This is a genomic window from Bradyrhizobium sp. KBS0727, from assembly GCF_005937885.2.
GTDB lineage: Bacteria > Pseudomonadota > Alphaproteobacteria > Rhizobiales > Xanthobacteraceae > Bradyrhizobium.
This window is the reverse complement of record NZ_CP042176.1, coordinates 5875903-5896122: the sequence shown is the minus strand read 5'-3', so window position 1 is coordinate 5896122 and position 20220 is coordinate 5875903. Positions and strand designations below refer to the sequence as shown.

Annotated in this window: 18 protein-coding genes; 11 read left to right on the top strand and 7 right to left on the bottom strand. The window is 55.3% G+C overall.

Annotated features, from left to right (window positions below):
- Positions 1–316 precede the first annotated feature (316 nt).
- Positions 317–1513 carry an ABC transporter substrate-binding protein gene (locus FFI89_RS27670; protein ID WP_371722538.1) on the bottom strand — a complete coding sequence of 399 codons (1197 nt, stop codon included), beginning with the start codon at positions 1511–1513 and terminating at the stop codon, positions 317–319.
- A gap of 648 nt (positions 1514–2161) precedes the next feature.
- Here FFI89_RS27670 and FFI89_RS27665 point away from each other — a divergent pair.
- The 4 genes from FFI89_RS27665 (at position 2162) to FFI89_RS27650 (ending at position 6386) form a co-directional block, all read left to right on the top strand.
- Complete coding sequence (locus tag FFI89_RS27665) at positions 2162–3430, top strand: cytochrome P450 (protein ID WP_138830696.1); 1269 nt, start codon at positions 2162–2164, stop codon at positions 3428–3430.
- Between the two features lie 6 nt (positions 3431–3436).
- Positions 3437–3760: a 2Fe-2S iron-sulfur cluster-binding protein gene (locus tag FFI89_RS27660; protein WP_138830695.1), complete on the top strand. Its 324-nt coding sequence runs from the start codon at positions 3437–3439 to the stop codon at positions 3758–3760.
- Complete coding sequence (locus FFI89_RS27655) at positions 3757–5223, top strand: NAD-dependent succinate-semialdehyde dehydrogenase (RefSeq protein WP_210249036.1); 1467 nt, start codon at positions 3757–3759, stop codon at positions 5221–5223. The genes FFI89_RS27660 and FFI89_RS27655 overlap by 4 nt, the downstream gene beginning before the upstream one ends.
- A gap of 62 nt (positions 5224–5285) precedes the next feature.
- Positions 5286–6386 carry an NAD(P)-dependent alcohol dehydrogenase gene (locus tag FFI89_RS27650; RefSeq protein WP_138830694.1) on the top strand — a complete coding sequence of 367 codons (1101 nt, stop codon included), beginning with the start codon at positions 5286–5288 and terminating at the stop codon, positions 6384–6386.
- Between the two features lie 108 nt (positions 6387–6494).
- On the opposite strand, the gene FFI89_RS27645 is transcribed toward FFI89_RS27650, so the two are convergent.
- Positions 6495–7388, bottom strand: coding sequence for a LysR family transcriptional regulator (locus tag FFI89_RS27645; protein ID WP_138830693.1), 894 nt, complete (start codon positions 7386–7388; stop codon positions 6495–6497).
- Positions 7389–7399: 11 nt separating this feature from the next.
- Between FFI89_RS27645 and FFI89_RS35450 the strand changes: the two genes are divergently transcribed.
- From FFI89_RS35450 to FFI89_RS27630, 3 genes are read left to right on the top strand one after another with little or no spacing between them, the layout of a single operon-like run.
- Positions 7400–7894, top strand: a complete 495-nt coding sequence (locus tag FFI89_RS35450) for a Rieske 2Fe-2S domain-containing protein (protein WP_138830692.1) — start codon at positions 7400–7402, stop codon at positions 7892–7894.
- A complete protein-coding gene (locus FFI89_RS27635) occupies positions 7869–8216 on the top strand; it encodes a hypothetical protein (protein WP_246669275.1) in 348 nt (115 codons plus the stop codon). The genes FFI89_RS35450 and FFI89_RS27635 overlap by 26 nt, the downstream gene beginning before the upstream one ends.
- A 10-nt stretch (positions 8217–8226) precedes the next feature.
- Positions 8227–9459, top strand: a complete 1233-nt coding sequence (locus tag FFI89_RS27630; RefSeq protein ID WP_138830691.1) for an amidohydrolase family protein — start codon at positions 8227–8229, stop codon at positions 9457–9459.
- A 410-nt stretch (positions 9460–9869) separates the two neighbouring features.
- On the opposite strand, the gene FFI89_RS34600 is transcribed toward FFI89_RS27630, so the two are convergent.
- Entirely contained in the window at positions 9870–10028 is a 159-nt protein-coding gene (locus FFI89_RS34600; protein WP_168213068.1) for a hypothetical protein, read from the bottom strand.
- 661 nt (positions 10029–10689) lie between these two features.
- Positions 10690–11709: a TRAP transporter substrate-binding protein gene (locus FFI89_RS27625; RefSeq protein ID WP_168213067.1), complete on the bottom strand. Its 1020-nt coding sequence runs from the start codon at positions 11707–11709 to the stop codon at positions 10690–10692.
- A 325-nt stretch (positions 11710–12034) separates the two neighbouring features.
- Here FFI89_RS27625 and FFI89_RS27620 point away from each other — a divergent pair, with 325 nt between their 5' ends.
- From FFI89_RS27620 to FFI89_RS27605, 4 genes are all read left to right on the top strand, one after another.
- Positions 12035–13336 carry an oxygenase MpaB family protein gene (locus FFI89_RS27620; protein WP_138830689.1) on the top strand — a complete coding sequence of 434 codons (1302 nt, stop codon included), beginning with the start codon at positions 12035–12037 and terminating at the stop codon, positions 13334–13336.
- Positions 13337–13387: 51 nt separating this feature from the next.
- Positions 13388–14083 carry an FCD domain-containing protein gene (locus FFI89_RS27615; protein WP_138830688.1) on the top strand — a complete coding sequence of 232 codons (696 nt, stop codon included), beginning with the start codon at positions 13388–13390 and terminating at the stop codon, positions 14081–14083.
- A gap of 89 nt (positions 14084–14172) precedes the next feature.
- Positions 14173–15690 (top strand): aldehyde dehydrogenase, encoded by a 1518-nt coding sequence (locus FFI89_RS27610; RefSeq protein WP_138830687.1) that lies wholly within the window; start codon positions 14173–14175, stop codon positions 15688–15690.
- Positions 15691–15936: 246 nt separating this feature from the next.
- Complete coding sequence (locus FFI89_RS27605; protein WP_138830686.1) at positions 15937–16218, top strand: SRPBCC domain-containing protein; 282 nt, start codon at positions 15937–15939, stop codon at positions 16216–16218.
- Positions 16219–16677: 459 nt separating this feature from the next.
- Here the strand turns inward: FFI89_RS27605 and FFI89_RS27600 are convergent, their stop codons facing one another.
- From FFI89_RS27600 to FFI89_RS27585, 3 genes are all read right to left on the bottom strand, one after another.
- Positions 16678–17664: a transporter gene (locus FFI89_RS27600; RefSeq protein WP_138830685.1), complete on the bottom strand. Its 987-nt coding sequence runs from the start codon at positions 17662–17664 to the stop codon at positions 16678–16680.
- A gap of 1183 nt (positions 17665–18847) precedes the next feature.
- Positions 18848–19615 carry an alpha/beta fold hydrolase gene (locus FFI89_RS27590; RefSeq protein ID WP_138830683.1) on the bottom strand — a complete coding sequence of 256 codons (768 nt, stop codon included), beginning with the start codon at positions 19613–19615 and terminating at the stop codon, positions 18848–18850.
- A 52-nt stretch (positions 19616–19667) separates the two neighbouring features.
- Positions 19668–20207, bottom strand: a complete 540-nt coding sequence (locus FFI89_RS27585; protein WP_138830682.1) for a flavin reductase — start codon at positions 20205–20207, stop codon at positions 19668–19670.
- Positions 20208–20220: the final 13 nt, after the last annotated feature.

Genomic DNA, 20220 nt, shown 5'->3' with positions numbered 1-20220 from the left:
GGGTCCCGACACATCCTGAATGCGAAGGTCCAGGCCCTCAGCGCCGCGTTTTCTTGCCGAGCCAACCGTAGCCGCCGCGCTCTTCATCGATAGGGTACCCGTAGCATCACCCTTTGTCGGAAATAGTTGTCTGATCGAAAAGGCCGAGATTTCAAACGAAATCCCGGCAAGTTTGGGAGACGATGCGCCGGGAGCGTCTCCAACACTACAAGTGGGCCTCTTGGACTTCCGTTGCCGTGCGGGGAGTGACCGCAGCGGATCGTGTGTCATGCGGACAAAGGAACAGGATAAACCATGAGGCGCGCGGCGAACGTGTCTAGCCGCCCAGATCTCCGCTGAGCACGCTTCCGAAAAGTTCCCAGTTTTCGCCCTTGAAACGCATCAACTGGAGTTGCTTCATCGGAGCATAATCAGTTGTACTGGTGTTGGCGGTGATGCCGGGCAACAGCACGCCTGACGCAAACCCGTTCAAGCTGGCTGCCTGCTTCATGACATTCTCGCGAGTGAGATTGTCGCCACATTGCTGCAAGACATGCACCATTGCCTGCGCAGCGCCGTATCCGTACACATTATAATAATCAGTCTTATCCGCATCAGGCGCGTATTTCGCTAGGAACGCGTAAAAGTCTTTCATTCCCTTGTCACTGTCCCACTGGCGATCAGCACCGTCCTTCACAAAAAATGCGGAAATGATGCCTTGGGAATGCTCAAGCCCAGCGGGCTTTAACGTTCCGCCAATGGTCGCCGTGACACTGGGCACAATATGCAGGGGTTTCCATCCGATTTCCGCTGCTTTCTTGATGCCCTGAGCTGCAAACTTTGGCAACGCGATGTTGACAAAAACGTCCGCTCCCTTCGCTCTGAGATTCAGGATGTGCGAGTCGATGGTGGGTTCAGACGTCTCATAACTTTCTTCCGCAACGATCAACGACACCTTCGCACCAAGGCCGTCCTTGAGCCCTTTGAGGTAATCCTTGCCGAAATCGTCGTTCTGATAGATGACGGCGATCTTCGCATTCGGTCTCTCTTCCAAGATGTACTTCGCATAGATTCGACCTTCGCTCTGGTAGCTTGGCTGCCAGGCCATGGTCCATGGGAAAGTCTTGGGATCGTTCCATCGTGTCGCGCCAGTTCCGATGAAAAGTTGCGGAACCTTCTTTCCATTGAGGTACTTCTGAATTGCCGCATTTGTCGGCGTGCCGAGCGTGCTGAAGATCAGGAGTACTTCGTCGCTCTCGACCAGCTTCCGTGTTTGTTCGACAGTCTTCGGCGGACTGTAAGCATCGTCGTAGGATATGAAGTTGATCTTGCGCCCATTGATGCCGCCATCGTCGTTGATTTTCTTGAAATAGAGCGCCTCGATCTTCCCAATCGCGCTCAACGTGGATAGGGGGCCGCTATATGGCATGATATTGCCGATTCTGATCTCAGTGTCGGTGGCACCGGTATCGTATTTCTTCTGAGCTATTGCCAGCGTACTAGTTACAGTTAGTGCCAGGAACGCTGCTGACATGGTGAGATGGCATTGTATCGACTTGCTGCGCATAGTTTTCCTCCAAGGTATTGTTAGTTATCGCCGGTTATTCAATGCCAGGTGTTTGGCGACTTATTCCCGACTGCGGCTTACGGCATGCCCGCGTCTAGTTTTTTGAGAGCGGCAAATTGAGACGTCAAAAGCGTGTGTGCGTTTTCAATCCCTAACGTTGGACAGTTTGTCGCAGCCCGCATGGCCTCTGACGAATTTCAGAGCGCTTGACTGATCCGTTCGATGCCGAGCGGGCTTGCTATGTATAGCAACAAGTCACTCGCCCGGGTTCACGGCGGAGATTTTGTCATAAACTCGTACTTCCGATCAACAAAAATCGCACGCACGTGCGATTTATTATTGTCGGGTGTCTAGGAGGGTGGTACGGTTGACTAGCCTCAGGGTTAGATACGCGGGGTGCCGGCTTAGATCAGATCCGCAACTAAGGGTCGCCGATGCTCATTCTCTTGGAGTTCGTGCGATGAACAACGAGTCCATCATGATCGTCGGTGCTGCACATTCGGGATCCATGCCGCGGTCTCGCGGCGTGACGTCGGCTTCGAGGCGGCTTCTTCGCGAGCAAGCGAAGGCTTACCTGGTGCGACCAAGTCCAGAATAAAGGGTGGGGAGGTAGTTATGGGTTATAACCTGCAGCTTGTCGCGGGATCCAAGGATCATTCGTCGGCCGAGTACACGTTTGAGCGGGGTAATCACCGTGGAGCGCCGATTTTGACGGTGGATCCGTTCACAAAGGCGATCTTCGACGCCCCGTTCGACTTTCATCAGGGACTGCGCGATGCGGGACCAGTGGTTTGGTTGAGTAGCCACAATTGTTGGGCCGTGGGACGTTACCAGGAAGTTCGCGCCGTTTTCGCTGACTGGGAGACCTTTTGCTCCGGGAGAGGCGTTGGGCACGTCGATTACGCTAAAGAAAAACCGTGGCGCGTACCTAGTCTGCTGTTGGAAGGCGATCCGCCGGTTCATACCGAGGTGCGGACGGCATTGAACCGCGTTTTATCACCTGCTGCCGTCAAGAAATTGCGCGGCCGCATTGCGGAGATAGCTGAAAAGAAGGCTGACGACTTGCTTGCGATGGGAAGCTTCGATGCTGTGTCGGACCTCGCCGAAGACTATCCGTCAACCGTCATGATGGAAGCGATCGGCTTGCCGTCTGAAAGCAAGGAGTTCCTGCTGCCGTTCGGGGAACTCATTTTCACGTCGCTTGGGCCCGACAACGAGTTGCGAAGGCAGGCGATGTCGGGGGCTCCCCCACTTTCTGCTTGGGCTCTGGAGCAAGTCAAGCGTGAGCGCCTTGCCCCAGTGGGTTTTGGAGCGGACATATATGCTGCTGTCGACCGCGGTGAGCTGAAGCCTGAACATGCTCCAGTACTGGTAAGGGCCCTGCTGGCTGCGGGACTAGATACAACGGTCAACGCAATCGCGGCCGCAATCGCATGCTTCGCGCAGTACCCCGAACAGTGGCAGAGGCTTCGGGCTGATCGCTCGCTAGCCCGGCCAGCTTTTGAAGAGACGATCCGTTTTTACTCACCCGCACAGATCTTTTTCCGGACGACAACAAGACCTGTGACTATCGGTGACGCCCAGATAGGAGAGGGCGAAAAGATACTGATGTTTCTGGGTGCCGCCAACCATGATCCTCGTCACTGGGACAATCCTGACAGATTCGACATCACACGTCGCGTTAGCGGACATGTCGGATTCGGCAATGGAATCCACATGTGTGTCGGTCAATTCCTTGCGCGTATTGAGGGAGAGGAGATTCTGACTGCGCTGGCCAAACGGATTTCCAGCTTCAAATTAGCCGGGCAGCCGACGCCTCGGTACAACAACGGATTGCGCGGCTTCGACACCCTTCCCATTACCATCACTCCGGATGTTGGCTGATAAAGAATGACAAGCGTTACTTATGTTGAACCGGACGGTCGGCGTCGGGAGACGCTCTTGCAGGCCGGAATGAGCGTCATGCAAGGCGCTCTGCACGAAGGGGTCGACGGCATCGTCGCCGAGTGCGGAGGCAATTTGATGTGCGCGACATGCCACGTGTATGTCGATTCCGCGCAATTGTCGGCTCTACCAGCGGTTACGGAAGAAGAGAACGCGCTGCTTGACGGTGTTGCGGCCGAACGCAGACCGAATAGCCGACTGAGTTGCCAGATTAAAGCGTCTGACCACCTTGAAAGCCTCGTGGTATATTTGCCCTCGTGTCAGTCATGAAAATCGAGAGCGCGAGCATTATGTACCCACAACTCGCGCTCCTGATTGACGGAAAATGGCTTGCAGGTGGTGGGCGGGAAGAACAAACAGTTATCAATCCTGCCACATGTGTTGTTGCAGGAGTTCTTCCGCTTGCCAGTCTGGTGGATGTCGATCAGGCCGCGGATGCGGCGGACCGAGCCTTCACCGCGTGGAGAGCCGAGACCGCATTGACACGTGCGCGGGTGCTGTTGCGCGTCGCTGAATTTCTTCGAAGGGATGCGAAGACAATTGCGCGCGTCCTCACCATCGACCAAGGGAAACCGTTGCACGAAGCAGAAGCGGAGGTCTTCGCGTCGGCGGATATCTTTGAATGGTCGGCAGAGGAGGGAAAGCGGGTCTATGGCCGCATCGTTCCGTCGCGCTTTGCATTTGCAGATCAGTATGTCTTTCGCGAGCCGATCGGTCCCGTAGCTGCGTTTTCGCCCTGGAATTTTCCGCTGCTCCTCGCAAGCCGAAAAATTGCGACAGCCCTTTCTGCAGGCTGCACCATCGTCATCAAGCCCCCCGAAGAAACCCCTGGCGCTCTCGTTGCATTGGGCAAAATATGCGGCGAGGCCGGTCTCCCTCCAGGTGTTTTGAACATTCTTTTTGGAAATCCAGCGGACATCTCCGAACGATTAATCAAAAATCCGCTGATCAAAAAAGTGTCCTTCACTGGATCCGTTCCCGTTGGCCGGCATCTCGCCGCTCTTGCGGGAACGGAAATGAAGAAAATTACATTGGAGCTTGGTGGCCATTCCCCAGTCATCATTATGCCAGACGTCGATGTCACTAAGGTCGCCGAGCTCAGCGTAGCAGCAAAGTTCAGAAACGCCGGTCAGATCTGTTTTGCACCTAGCCGCTTCATCGTCCATCAAGATTCATATAAAGCTTTCGGCGCGGCGTTTGCAGCTCGAGCGTCCGCTTTGCGGGTCGGAAACGGCCTCAACGACGGCATTCAAATGGGGCCTTTGGCAAACGAGCGTCGGGTTGCCGCCATGCAGAAGCTGACCGACGATGCGCGCGATCGCGGTGGGCGAGTGATTTGTGGTGGTGAACCGGTCATGCCCACGCAGGCAGGTTATTTCTGGTCACCAACCATCATAGCGGACGTTCCAAACGAAGCGGATTTAATGGTGAAGGAACCCTTTGGTCCGATCGCCCCCATCACGCCGTTTCAGCATCTGGAAGACGCCGTCGAGCGCGCGAACGCCGTCGAGTACGGTCTGGGCTCATATGCGTTCACCAACAGTGCAACGGCGGCAAGATACATACAGAGACATATCCAAGCTGGATCTCTGAGCATCAATACATTTGCGTTGTCTCCGCCGGAGCTGCCATTTGCTGGCGTTAAGCAAAGTGGGCTGGGAGTGGAGATGGGAGTTGAAGGTCTTGCAGAGCACTTTAATACCAAGTCCGTTATTTGGGCCGACATGAACTAACTGCAGTCCGTGATCGGTTGGGCTTTATCGGCCGACATATTTCTTTGGGAGCGCGAGGAGAGATGAGGATATCTGCTGCTATCGCAAGATCGATTGAAGCCCCGTTCTCGATCGAAGTGTGCGATCTGGCGGAACCACAAGCCGGGGAAATCCTCGTCAAAGTGCATTCCTGCGGTGTCTGCCATACGGATATTGCAGTGAAACGACAGGATATTCCCCTTAGTTTCCCGCGGGTCCTAGGTCACGAAGGAGCAGGGGTAGTCGAAAAAATCGGAGCCGAGGTAACGAAATTCAGTGTGGGAGATCATGTGCTCATGACCTTCGGTTCATGCGGAGGTTGTGAGAATTGTCACCAAGGACACCCAGCTTACTGTGACCAGTTTCGTGAGATTAATTTCATGGGACACCGTTCTGCGGGCTCCGCTATTCGTTGTGACGATGTTGAAATGGGAGGGAATTTCTTTGCCCAATCCAGCTTTGCAACTCATGCATTGGTCACTGAACGAAACATCGTCAAGGTGGATAAGGATCTTCCACTGGAGTTACTCGCGCCTCTCGGCTGTGGAATTCAGACCGGCATCGGGACGGTGCTGACCTGTCTCAAGCCGTTTCCCGGAAGCTCTATTGCCGTGTTTGGCGCCGGTGCAGTGGGGCTTGCAGCAATTATGGGAGCAAAGATCGTGGGCTGTAGCACGATCATCGCGGTAGACATCAAGAAAGGCAGATTGTGTACTGCACAGAGGGTTGGTGCAACCCATGTGATTGATGGGAGCGCACCCGACGTTCTGGAGCAGTTGATAAAACTCACTGATAAGGGCGTTCATTACTCGATGGACACCACTGGTGTTCCGGCAGTAGTTCGAAACGCGATTGCGTGCCTTCGAAAAAGGGGTGTCATGGCCCATGTCGCGGCGACGCGTCCGGGAACCCGTTATGACCTCGATCCCAGTGTTGCCCTCTCCATGGGGATTAAGATTATGGGTGTTATAGAAGGTGATGCCGTTCCCTGGTCGCTTCTTCCGCGGATGATCAATTTCTATCGCAATGGGACACTGCCACTTGAAAAGCTCGTGACAACATTTCCTTTCGTAGACATCAACAAAGCGATCGAAGCGATGGAGAACGGCGCCGTCGTAAAGCCTGTTCTTTTGATGCCGGCCTGACGGCTGCTACTCTCTGGCGCGGCTGGCTCTGGCCTGGCGATCTTGTAAACGCCGCTGCCGCGCAGGCGGGCCATGTGACGGTTGCGCTATCGGGCCGGCAAGCCAAGCTCATTTCGCCGCTTGTTGGCGGAGGATATCGATGAACGTCCGTATCATTGGCGACGGCGTTTTGTAACCCGCAGCTATGGTCCGCAGCACGGGCGTTCCAACACCTGAGAGATCGCGAAAAACAACATCGCTGCGCTCGGTTTCAGCAAACGGACGCGGAACAAGTGCGATCCCCAACCCACCGGACACTAGACCAATCATGGTGTCCATTTGCATAGCCTCCTGGGCAATCCGAGGTTTGAATCCCGCGGTGGCGCACGCATTTGTGATGCGTGCATAAAGCCCCGGACCCTCGTGGCTGGGACAAAGAATCCAAGGGTCAGATTCCAGCTCGCGCAGCTCGATGCTGCATCTAGCTATCAGCGGATGTCCTGCGGGAAGGGCGACGAGCAGCCCATCCTCCTTCAGGACTTCGAATTGGAGCTTATCCGCAGCGTCCGCGACAGGGGGCATGAGAATTCCGAGATCGGAGCGATCTTCGATTAACGCACGGACCTGAGCTCCGGTTGTGGCCTCCGTAAGGGTAAGTTGGATGTTGGGATGGAGCATGCCGAAAACGTGAAGCGCACTTGGAAGCAGGTTATGGGCGACGCTCGAGAGAAAGGTAATCCGGAGACGGCCCGTAAAACCAGCACCAGCGCGTTTCGCTGCTGCGATGGCGCGATCGGATTGCGCAATGACACGCAGACCTTCCTCCAAGAAAACCTGTCCCGCCTCAGTCAATCGAACATATTTGTTCGATCGCTCAACGAGTTTGACGCCTAGTTCGGCTTCAATCTTCTTGATGGCGACCGTCAAAGGAGGTTGCGCCATGTTTAGTCGCTCGGCCGCTCGCCGAAAACTCAGACACTCGGCTACTGCCAGAAACTGACGAAATTGGCGCAATTCGATCAACGATACACCCCATGTATCACACGCACTTACACATAGTATTGGCCTCTAAGCGCCCGAACAATGACTATGGGCGTTCTAAAAACTATTTCCCGGGCGCCGTCGTTTGCACGGCCTTCGGAACAAAACGACGCGGAGGATGCGTGAACACGTTCAGGGTTGGACGGCTTGATGAATTCGTCGAGGGCGGTCGGAAGGTGGTCTCCTGCGATGGTGTCGAGATTGGTGTGTTCATGATTATGGGCCAGCTCTTGGCCTGGTACAACAATTGTCCGCACATGCGCGGCCCCGTATGCCAAGGGCGCATATACAAACGTGTCCTAGAGCCCGTTGGGGCAGACCGTACCGTGAGCATTCAGCAGCATAGTGAGGACCATATCCATATCGTATGTCCTTGGCATGGTTACGAGTTCGATCTTCTGACAGGGGAGCACCCCAGCGGGTCCGGAAGGCGATTGCGGCGCGCCGACCTTAAGATTATGGATGACGAAATCTATGTCGTCATTTGATGCCGATCGGCGGAACGACCGCTACGGTTGGGTCGATGGGACCGCAAGGGATATTCTACGCGTATCAGCCGAATTGGTCCACACGGGGGAGGCATCCCGCGTTTCAGATGAGGCGGTTGCTCAACTCTTGACCGCGGCCATACGCCTCTACGTCGCGAAATCGGACGGCGAAGAGCGGACGTTTCGCCCGATAGCGGGCGCGAAGGACGAAGAAATCACTGCGACCGAGATGCTGTCGGCAGTTTCCGAACTGCTACGGTCGCTTCACCTCGGACCAATGGAACTGGCGCTCTGGTATCGACGCCGGCCAGACGAAGATTGAGAGCGCAGACATGGACGTGACCATGATTAAGAACTCTGAGCTGTTGCCACTTCAGGAAGCCGGCGTGTTTACCGACACGCGCACTCTTCTGGCTCACGCCAACCGCGATGCAAAGAGCCGAGGTCTCCAGGATTGGTTAGTCTGTGACATCGACGCCCATCATATGGAAACCGTGAGTTGGAAAGAAATCGTCGAGTACATCGAAGACCCGGTCGTACGTGAGCAGGCGCGTCATTTTCATGCGGACCGGGTCGGCGCTCCACCCTACGGCCTGAATGGTGATTTGGGTTTGCGATATCAGAGCGTGGGAGGCCGAATTCCCCATCAGGACATTCAGCGCGAGACAGTCGATGACGTGACGGTGCACCGAGACGTTGTGCTGACGCGACGCGCGATGCAGGGTCTGGCAATTGATTACATGGTTGTCTTTCCGACGCCTATGCTGTTTCTCGGAATGCATCCACAGCCGGAAATGGAAGTTGGCCTCGCGCGTGCTTACACGAAATGGATGATCGACAAGGTGCTCGTCGCCGAAGATCGCATTAAGACTCTGGTGTATCTTCCTTTCAATACGCCAAGCGAATGCATCCGCATGGTGGAAGACTTCGGGAATGCGCCGGGGGTGATCGGTTTCTCCGTAACGAGCGTTCGTCACAAGGCCGTTCATAGCAATGAATATATGCGACTCTACGCGATGCTTGAGGAGCGGGGATTGCCCATAGCGTTTCACGCCGGTTACAATTGGAATGACCAATCGCTCGCGACCGTAAATCGATTTCTGGGTATGCATGCGTTAGGCTTTGTTTGGTGCAACATGATACATATGACAAACTGGATTCTGAATGGAATTCCAGAGCGATTTCCAAAGTTAAAGAGTATTTGGGTAGAAAGTGGGCTCGCCTGGCTTCCGTTTCTGATGCAACGACTTGACGATCAGTACTTGATGCGTCCATCGGAAGCTCCGCAGCTCAAACGATTGCCTAGCGAGTATATGCGCGAGCATTGTTGGTACACTACGCAGCCGATGGAATCGTTGAATAGGAAAGCGCTTGAACTGACTTTTGAGATGATCAATGCTGAAACCCAACTTCTCTATGCGTCGGACTGGCCGCATTTCGATTTCGATCTGCCATCATCAATCTGTGATTTGCCGTTTTTGTCTGAACAAGCAAAGCGAAATATTCTTGGATTGAATGCGGCCAGAATCTTCGGGCTGCCGACCGAACCCCGAAAGGTCTTGTGACGGATATCGGGTGAGCGCGGGATGCCGGTTCTGTGATCATCCCCGATCTCTTACCCGGACGCTCCTGCCATAGCTAACCACGGATGGCCGAACTGCCCAAGCGCGGGGTTTGAGGTCGCGCAGTCCAGTGGTCAAGAGTTGGATCGGATCTCAGTGGTGCCGTCAGTTCGGTGTTCGCTCAAGCACAGTTCCGGTCGCGATGGCGAGCACAGTAAAACAATGCGGCACGCCCCCATTAGATTGCTTGATCCGGCGATTAGAACATATCGATTGCGGGGGCGCGTCCAATCGGCAAAAACGCAAGTCGTCGTTTCGTTCGCGCAAGCAGCATAGCGAAATCATAGCCAGTTCTCCCAGACTGTGCGACCGGCTCGACGCCGGTCGCATTTTTTTGCGCCTGTTGGCGGAATTTACGAAGAGGGCAGCGGCAGCGGCTCCACGAACGTCGCGACCTTCGACAGTCTGGCTCGATCCTCTTCGGTCATGATGAGGTGAGTCAGCGGTGACGAAATGCGAATCTTGAAGGGTTCGACGATAATCGCGAAGGTCCAGTACGTATTAGGCGACATTGAGCGGATCAGCGCAGCTTGATTGCTGAGAGCTTGCTCAACTTGGACAGCGTCTGATCGCCGGATCGGCAAAAAGATGGCGGACGAGTTCTTTGCAAGATTTGCGCAGCTTATCCCGCTGACATCTCCGAACTAGGTTTGGGGTCCGGAATGTTGATCACCGAGACTGGGTAAGTAAGGCGATCGCGGAAAGGCGTCGACACGGCGGCGGGAACCGCAATCTCCTGTACTTTGAAGTAGTTCAAGGCTGTTCCGAGTCACGGGGAGGTTCCGGGCATAGGGCTCGATTGAGTCCGAGGGGGAACGAAATATACTTCCTCGTTGACATTGGTTCCCCTGACAATGGACGTGTCGGCGGTCACAATCGAAATCGCGTTCGCTGCGGGCGGAAAGGTATTGGGGAGTACATCAGTAATCCGCCTTCGGTTTCTTGTGGTTTGAACGAAGCCGCGCGGACCAGTGTTTTGCGGAGAATTGTCTCATCTCGTCGATCGATCTCACCTTCAAAGCGTTCACGCGATGCCAATCCAACCCGCAGCTTAATTTACGGGGTTCCGGCACTCGCGGTGCGGAAGGGCGACAACCTCCGCTCCATTCGGCCGCTTCGAGCCAGTCTGACAGGCGGCCCCTTATGCTGCCGCGAGGCAGTACGGTGGCATCGTCAGTAGGCGGCGCCATACTTCTGCAAGCTGTCCTTGAGTTCCGCCATGGCCTTATCAGGGTCAACGCCGACCTCGCGGACGGCACTGGACCATAATGCTGTGAGGGGAGCGGCGGCCTTGCGCCAAGCCGCGAGTTGGTCGGGCGTGAGGGTGACGGTTTCGTGCCCGGACTGACCAACGATCTTGGCGCGTCCGGCAATTTCAAAATCGGCCCAGCGAGAAGCAAGTGCGACTGCTGCGTCGGTGTTGCAGTTCTCATCGATCGCGCTCTTTTGTAGCGCTGACAAAGCCTCATATCTTGTCGCATTCATCACAACGACGCCGAACCAGGCATTCATTTTTTCGTCGATGTGAAATTTGGCGACCCGATCGATGCTGAAGAGAACAGCGCTACCCCAGGGAACAAAGGTTCCATCCGCGACGCCTCGTTCTATCAACTCCCGCGTCTCCTGCGGTGAAGCAGCGACATTCGTTCCACCGAGGCGCGTGATGAGACTGGCTAGAACCGCATTGGGCGGCCTGACCTTCAGACCCTTAACATCCTCAGGTTCGACAACTTTCTTACGCGAATGAAATGTTGCTGGCTCCTGAATGAACCCGAGACAGAAATGAACATCCTTCATCTCCGCGGGGGCATACTTGCGATACCATGAGTCGATTGCGGCCGTGCCGCTCTTCCCTCCGTTGTACTGAAAGGGTAGATCCGCCGCACCGGCGATCGGAAAACGGCCCGGCTGATAGCCAGGTCCAACTAGAGCGATGTCGGTGATAGCGTCGCGAGCCATGTCATAGTGGTCAAACGCCTTGCCCAGTTGTGCGGACGGAAAGATAGTTACCCGCAGTGTACCCTCACTAGCCTTTTCGACCCTAGAAACCCATTCTTGAAAGGAAGCTTGCAGCGGATGAGACGAAGGCAGGAAATAAGATAGGCGAAGGGTGACGGCTCGATCGGCCCCTTTCGCGTACCCTGCGGCGGCTAGGCCAATAACGACCGCTACGATGGCAGTGCAAATCTTCACGCGCTGTCCCTCCTGGCTCACGTAGCCTGCATTACAACATTTCGCTTTGAGCGACTTTAGATTACCCCGCCCGCCGTGCCCCATCCCAGATGAGACCGAGCGGACTAATGTTTTTCCTTGTTATGTCGAACATTACATGATATTCGAAAATAATCAAAGAGTGGAATACTGGCCACGAATCCGTGTCCGACCTGCGAATTGGTCTGCGTGCGGGTTCCTCGAGTTGTCGAGCCGGATCTGCACTTGTGTGTTCGGAAGCCAAAGCGTGGCAGCTAATTGGATTAGGCCCGTCGTCACGCAAAGCAAGCAAAATGGGAGTAGCCCGATGGGTTTGATGGCAGAGAAAGACCTAAGCCGGGAGCTTGAGATAGACAGGCAGTTTCTGAGTTTGGCGAAGGGCCGCACAAAGCCTCCGACGGTTGCTGACTATGAAAAATCGGCAAGAGGGCCTCGTGCAAAGCAAATGCAGAGAATGATGAAGAAGTTCTTCGGATTTGAGCCGAAGATCGATAGCAAGGTCGGCCACGAGTTGGCCATGACCAACTGGGTGGGTGATCCGCTATCTGATGTTGCAATTCTGAAGATTCGCCGCAGCGGCGTGAATCCTCACAAGGTAATCAATCAAATGATTGAAAAGGGTATCGACGGCGTCGAGAACCCACCTGAAGAGTTGGTCGCAATCTGGAAGGAAGTTAGCGAGGATCCCGAGTGGCTGGATTGGGACAAGCTGGAACTCGGAGCGAAGGCCTATCGCCGTTTCGGCGTCCTGGGGTTTCAATTCCAGGGGATTAACACGATTGACAGCTACAGAGTGGAAACCATCGCCCGTGTGCTGATGTCGACCGGGCAATATTCAGACGAAACGGCCTTCAAGCGGTTCGTGCTAACTTGTAATTTTTGGCTCCAGATTTCGGAGCCAGGCGGTATGCGTCCTTACGCTGAGGGCTGGAAGGTCTCGTTGCGGGTGCGGTTGCTGCATACGTTGATCCGCCGGGCAGTCTTTGCCAACAAGCGTTGGGATGCGGAGCATTTGGGGACACCGATCAATCAACTTGGAATGATGGCCGCCCCGCTTATGTCCTCTCTGATGCTTGGGAAGTTCACACACCTCATAGGCTTCCGCACAACAGATACAGAAATTGAGGCCATGATGCATTTGTGGCGCTATATCGCCTATATCATGGGCTATAGCAGTCCGCACTTCCCAACCACTGTTGATGAAGCCCTTCAAACCGTATTCCACGCCTTCAACCTGTCACCGCTAACCGACGATCCTGATGGCATCCGCTTGGGTCAGTCCTTCCTTGCGGCCTTTCGACCGACAGGAAAGCAAAAGGGTTGGGAGAAAGTCAAACGCTGGTGGGAATACAAGGTCAACATCGCACAGACACTGTTCTTTGTGCAGCCCGAAACTCGCAAGCTGATCAAATCACCGAACCCTGTGTTCTGGGGTATGATTTATTGGCTGACCCACGCGCCGATTTACTTCCTGCAGGATAGAAAGCGGCACAAGAGTGCCGCGTATTGGGAGGAATTGGACAAGCGAGTCTCCGCGCAGCGTAGAGCCTGGCTGAATCGCCAATTGGGTGAGTCCGACCTGTTGTATCGGCCAGAGTCAAAGTTCTAGCTGAAGTTTCGGGTTGCCGACACCGTTCGAAGATCAATTGGAGATCAGAGAATGTCAGTTGACTTGGAGGGCGAATCGCCTTCGCCGGTCCAGTTTCTTGGCCAAGAGGTTTTGGAGAATATCCGCTGGGACATCCTCAAAGGCACGTTCGAGCCTAACACGAAACTACCATTTGCACTATTGCAGAGCCGATACGGGCTCAGCATTGGAACGATCCGAGAAGCGCTTTCTCACCTCGTTTCAGATCGGCTCGTTCATCTCGACGCAGGACGTGGCTTTCGCGTCGCGCCCGTTTCAAAGGCGGATCTCATCGAGATCTCGGAGCTCCGCGTCGACTTCGAGAAGCGCGCACTTGAGAGTGCAATGTCTCACGGTGACGAGCGCTGGGAAGTTAAGATTATCTCCGCATTCGACCTTTTGGAGAAAATGGAACGTTCACCCCTTTCAGATCGGCTCACGCAGCCAGGCCGCTGGAACCGACTGCATCGCGAGTTTCACGCCGCGCTGGTTTCTGCTTGTCGATCACGATGGTTGTTGCAATTCCGCGCATTGCTGTTCGACCAAGCCGACCGCTATCGGCTCCGGGCGCAATTGCACCAGCCGACGGGTAGCAGCCGGGACGGCGAGCATCGAGCAATCATGGACGCTGTGTTGGCACGTGACGCCGTACGAGCCGTCGTGCTTGCAGAACAGCATATCAGGAGCACAGTCGATGAGCTTCTGCGATATGAGCCGCAGTTGCAATAAGCCAAGAGTCATCCTCTCGCCAATTTGCAACGCGGACGTCCCGCGTTGAGCGGCTTCGCATCACAATTAATGAAGGTAGTGAAGAGAACATGACCTTGCAGCAAACAACTTCCGCATTTGATTTGGTTGGCGACGAAACCCGAGCTTTCCTGAAGTGCCGCAAGGGGCAATTTATCGGTGGCGATTGGCGATTTAATGATGGCGCAGCAGATTTGCCCGTGATCGATTCAGCAACGGAAATTCAAATCAGTACCTTGAAAGAGGCAACCGCCGCTGATGTTGCGGCCGCCGTCGAAGCAGCCAACGCGGCTTTCGATACTGGCAGTCCGTGGAGGAGGTGCGGCCCACACGAGCGCGAGCGGCTTCTGCATGCATTGGCAAACGCAATCGTCGAAGACGCCGAAGTTCTGGCAGATCTCATTTCCGCGGAGCTTGGTGCGCCGCGGACCGCGGCACGCTTCTTTGAGGTGGAAAAGTCCGCAGAGGCCCTTCGGTATTATGCGGGATTTCCAACAAAGATCTCCGGCAGGACGATCGATGTTGGGCCGGAATTGGGAGGCGGAGAATTCTTCTGCTATACTGTTGATGAGCCGGTCGGTGTTGTGGGCGCCATTATTCCGTGGAATGCGCCGCTTCTCATCTCCACATGGAAATTGGGGCCTGCTCTAGCCGCAGGCTGCACGATTGTTCTCAAACCGTCGGAAGAAGCCTCACTTGTGGTTCTGCGCTTGGCTGAGTTGATCAAGAAAGTAGGTTTTCCTGACGGAGTCGTTAATGTAATCGTTGGTCGTGGCGAAACGGTCGGCAATACTCTGCTCGCTCAACCTGGGATCGATAAGTTTGCGTTTACCGGCTCGACCTCGGTGGGCAAACACATCCACAAGGTGGCCGCTGACCGGATGGTCCGTCTCGGCCTGGAGCTTGGCGGAAAATCTCCCGTCATTGTTCTGGATGATGTCGATATTGACGCGGCGGCACCGGGTATCGCTATGGGCATTTTTGTCAATTCAGGCCAAGTTTGTGTGGCGGGGAGTCGCGTGTTCGCGCACAGGTCGATCGCCAAGGAATTGTCCGATAAAGTTGCCGCGTTCGCCAAAGCTCTGAAGGTCGGCAATGGATTTGCGTCGGACACCCAAATTGGACCTTTGGTTTCGAAGACCCAGTTCAGACGAGTGCTCGACTACATCGAACTCGGTAAGCAAGGCGGGGCGAGGGTGCTGGCAGGCGGGGCGTCTCCGGCCGGTGCCGGCTATTACATTTCTCCGACCGTGCTGATCGACTTGCCACCCGCCTCCCGGTTGCTCACAGAAGAAATATTCGGCCCCGTTATGACAATCGAGCCTTTCGACGATGTCAGCGAAATCGTAGCGAGGACGAACGCGGCTGATTACGGCCTGGCCGCGTACATCTGGGGCACCAATCACGGCAAAATCCAAAAAGTTGCACGCGATTTACGCGTCGGTACGGTCTACATCAATACAACCCACTTTCCTCCCGTCGGTGTTCCGACAGGGGGCTTCCGTCAGTCAGGCGTGGGTCGTGACCTGGGATTGGCTGGGCTTAACGGCTTTCTTGAGAGCAAATCGGTTATCGCTCGAATTGGTTGAAGTCACATCGCGTCAAGCTGTGTCTGGCGGAATGCCTCTTCGCTGCAGCAGGCGAGCATTGGTAAGAACGGCGCAGCCGTCAGGAGCGTCGAATCGCCGGACGACGCGATCTACCGCAAGCCAGCATAGACCTCTTGTCCAATTCTAAGGACCAAGATGGGACCGTCTATAGGATGTGGTCCACATGACAGTCTGAGGGCAACCTAGCGCCAAGACCTCCGCTGATCACGCCCCGAACAGTTCCCTGTGGTCGCCTTTGAAGCGCATCAACTGAAGCAGATTCATAAGGGCACAGTCAGCGGCGTTGGTGTTGGCTTTGATTCCGGCAACGGCATAGCGCGTTTCGACATCGAGCCGGATGGCGCGAATGGGACGAAGTTAATCCACAAAGGGGCCGGCGAGATCGGAGGCGTTGTGGCTGGAGTCGGACAGCGGGATCTTGGCAGCGTGTCGAAACACTTGATCGGCTGCTTCTTCGTGGCGCTTCGCAAGGAGTTGGATGCTCCTGTTCGCGGGGCGGCAGAGTAGGGATGAGGGCTGCCCCGTACCAAGTCCGGCAATTTGAGGGGCGAGCCGAACATTCATCTGGCCGTCTCGGCTGGCGAGTCGTCAAAGCCCGTGGTGCTGTGAGCAACTCGATCAGCCTCCGCTTCGAGATGTGGGACGAGTTCGCTGTGGATGCCAGTGAACGCTTTCACTTCGTTGTTCTACGACTGTAGTGGTCATGGCCGGCCATCACGGACATATACGATCGACCGGTCCGACCGTTACAGTACGCGTGTGGTCTTGAGTAGCATTTGGGGACATAGATTTCCGCCGCGTACTCGACGATCCGCGCGTGCTTGCGCGACGCAAGTGGGGAGGACCTAGATACCCGCCGCTGTCTCCACTCTAAAAAATGATGCGGGTTCGACGGGCTTCAACATATCCCGTAATTGCTGTAAATCGCGGCGTTGAAGTGTTAAGCGACAACGCCGCGATTTCCTTCTACTTATGATAAGTGCTGAGCTTGGGGGTCTGACTCGGTTCATCTGGTGCCCAGATACGATAGCTCAAGGTAGCAAAGACTTTGAATCCCTTGGCGACCGTAGCAGTGTCGATACCAGCAACAGGCATGCCCCCCGATGCGTTTGCAACAATCTCATTCGTAGCCCAGACGTTTAGGGCCGCCGGACCGAAATCGTAGCCGACAAGCGCACCAACCGCCCAGATGTTGTATCTGTTGACGTTGATGGCATTTCCGTAGAATGCGCTCGATTTGTCATTTGTTACTTGACCAATGTAGTACGCTACAGGTCCCACGCTCCACTGCCCGATTCTCTTAGTAGCTGCGAACTCAGCATGGAGGATGTCCCCGCTCTGATACTGGGTAATCGTATTTCGCGTATTGAATTCCGCAAAAATGTTGGAAGTTATATTCCAGCCATCCTTGATATATGAGACAAAAATCTCCGGCTGGAATGTCCACCAAGGGGCGCCGACATTCCCAAGACCGTTTACCCCGGTCTGAGTACCGGTCGGTACGTACATGCCCAATCCTGTTTTGACAAAGAAACCGCTGTCTCCAAGCCTCCAGCTCAATTCGGCTGGAATGATGAATGTGTTGTGCAGTCCGGACTGCTGCACGTTAAATGGAGAGCCGACGCTATCCATAATTCCGCCTTGAACCAAAACAGCGCCATACGTTCCGCCAAGAAATGTCCAACCCGGAATCCAAACGAGTCCAGTTGCTCCGGCCGCGGCTTGCACACCGGTGTTTGTTCCTGTGAGGCGAGTTCCGGGACCGGCTAGGTTTGCCTGATAGGTCATCGCTTGATTAAACATATAGAGGCCTGGCGGGGGCGTTGCTGCCGATGCTCCGAACGTAAGTCCCCCCTGTTGTGCAAATCCTGGAGAGCCAAATTCGAATGCCCAGGCGGGCGACCCGGCGACCATCCAGCCTAGCGCTGCGAACAGCATATTCTTTAGCTTCATTTCCCTCTCCAGATTGTTGCTCTGACGTCTGCCGATGGATCAGCAAGAACCTCATATCGATTGCGTTGCGGACTTCGTTTGTACAAACCAGCGACGCTGAGAAATTCTCTGCTACACATCTTTTTGATTACAATTCGGCGACGTCCACAACACGCAAAATGCTCGACGCTTCAGATACTTTGTCGCTGTTGCTCGCAGACTACCCAGATATCAATTCGCGTATAAACATCCTCGAAATAGTATTTGGGATATCATTCTCAGTGCGAAAAGAGTTCAGATGTAGAACAGCCGCGCGATGAGTTGTGTCTCGTATAGCTAGGCGTCTGCCGATCGAAATGGTCGCTCGACAGCGTGAAGACATTTCGAGATTGCGTGCATTCGGGCCAAGCGCTGCGATGTGACACAATGTTCAACCGCGCATCCGCCCGCGATGATTTGGCTCATTGGAATTCGTACTGGAAGACCGTGTGCAGCAGTCGTTAGGGACGCTTGCGATAAAAAAAAGCCCGCGGCCAGAGGAGCTGCGGGGGTTCGCCTCGCAATGCCTTGCAAGGTCAGTCCTGGAGGTAGGTGCCCTCAGAGAGGGCTGCCAACACGGGCATCACTTTCCCATCAGCCATCGCACCTGGCGTCTTGGAGAACCAGGCGGATTCGGGGAGTTTGGCAATCGTCGCAAGAGACGCGGTAGCTTCTTCGGATTCATTTCGTTTAGCCTTCCATCGAGTGAAGCCAGCTCGCAATCATACGAGATCATGCCGATCGATGCCAAACGCCTGAGGCGCCTATCCAGCGCAATGCAACACCAGCACGAGTTCGCGCTCAATCTGAGTTAAGCTCCTGCCATAGTCTCACACCCGGATTTAGTCTTCCGAGAAACTCGATTCCAGCGCGTTCGAACGCAAGCCGGAGCTTCTCAATCGTATCAAAGTGAGCCTCAATCCGGCCCTCCGCCCCCTCTAGCCGACGAATTGTCGATATTCCTACACCTGATTGTTCGGCAAGTTCAAATTGTCGCCAACCAATAAGACTGCGTGCCGCCTTGATCTGCCGTGTGTTTATCAGCATGGGGAAGCTACCACTTCTACGTCTGGTCCAGCGGTCATAGGCTCTTCAGGTGGGAACGGTCGCACTTGTCAGGTTCGCGATGAAGGATGCTTCCTTCAGTGGCAGGGATGTGCATTGGTCAACGCTGGCCAGCTGACGATTGTAAGAAAGCAGCGACGGTCGCCCCGAAGGCGAGTGGTATTTCATCCATCGGGTAATGCCCGCTATTCTGCATCGCGACGATGGCTAGATGGGGATAGCGGCTGCGGAAGCCGAGTTCGCAAAGTTGCGGAGTGATGCTGGGATCCTCTACACCAACCACTACCAGTGTCTGGATCTCGCAACGCCGGATCGAGCCTGAGAAGTCGTCATCTGCCCAAGAGCGAAGGTATGCGGCAGAGGCTTCGGAGGTTGATCTAGCAATTGAGTCGCAGGCCAACTGATCAATCCAAACTGAACTTAGCCGTCCACCCGTGGAAAAGTCGATGACGCTACGACGGCTCTCCGGGGAACGAGTTGCAGCCTCAAACAATGAGCGGGTCTGTGGATCGAGCGGGATGGGGTCCGCGGATACAGGCGTGACGGCTATCAGTTTTTTGACCCGCGAAGGCACCCGGGTGGCAAGTACCTGAGCGGCCTTGGCGCCCATCGAATGGCCAATGACGCTGAAACTTGTCCATCCGAGGTTGTCAGCGACGGCCAGCGCGTCGTCGGCCATCTCTGCCATACTATAGTTGCCAGCGACCGCCACCGACCGACCGTACCCACGGTGCGCGAGCCACGCACATTGATATTTGCGAGGGTCCAGGGAAAGCTGCAAGGATTTGAACGTATCTTCGTTGCCAAACCAGCCATGCATCCCAATGAGCTTGTGCTCGCCGGTCCCAAACTGTTCGAAGCCTATCATCGTGCTCACTCCGGGTGTGGATCGGCCGACGCCAAACTAAGGGCCAGCATGGTCATGTGCTCTTTGAGGCCGACAAACGATGGAAGCGCCGATCGAAATAGATCAGTCCTTCGCTGCTGATGTCGACTTCTGCGGATAGCACGGTGCAGAACAGGACGTCGTGCGTACCCACCTCGACTGTCTCGGAGATCTCGCAGTCGAAGCTGGCGAGCGCGCCATTTAAGACAGGGGCGCCGGTGATCCTCTGCGACCAAACTCCGGCGGCGAACCGTTCAGCCATCGGAGTCTTTCCGCCGAACAGGACGGCAATGTCTTCCTGCCGATACGTCAGCGTATTGACGCATAGAAAGCGGTTCGCCTTGAAAAGCTCGTAAACTGAAGCGCTTCGGTTCAGGCAAACCAGCAGGGTCGGAGGGGTGTCGCTGACGCTGCAGACCGCCGACGCCGTGAAGCCCGCCTGTCCCGCCGGGCCGTTCGTCGTCACGATGTTAACGGCCCCGCCCAGCCGGGCCATCGCATTGCGGAAGGCGTCCCGGCTCGGGCCGGTAGACGCTTGGGGCGGGGCGGTTTGTCGTGGAGCATGCTGCGGCATGAGGAGGGCTGGC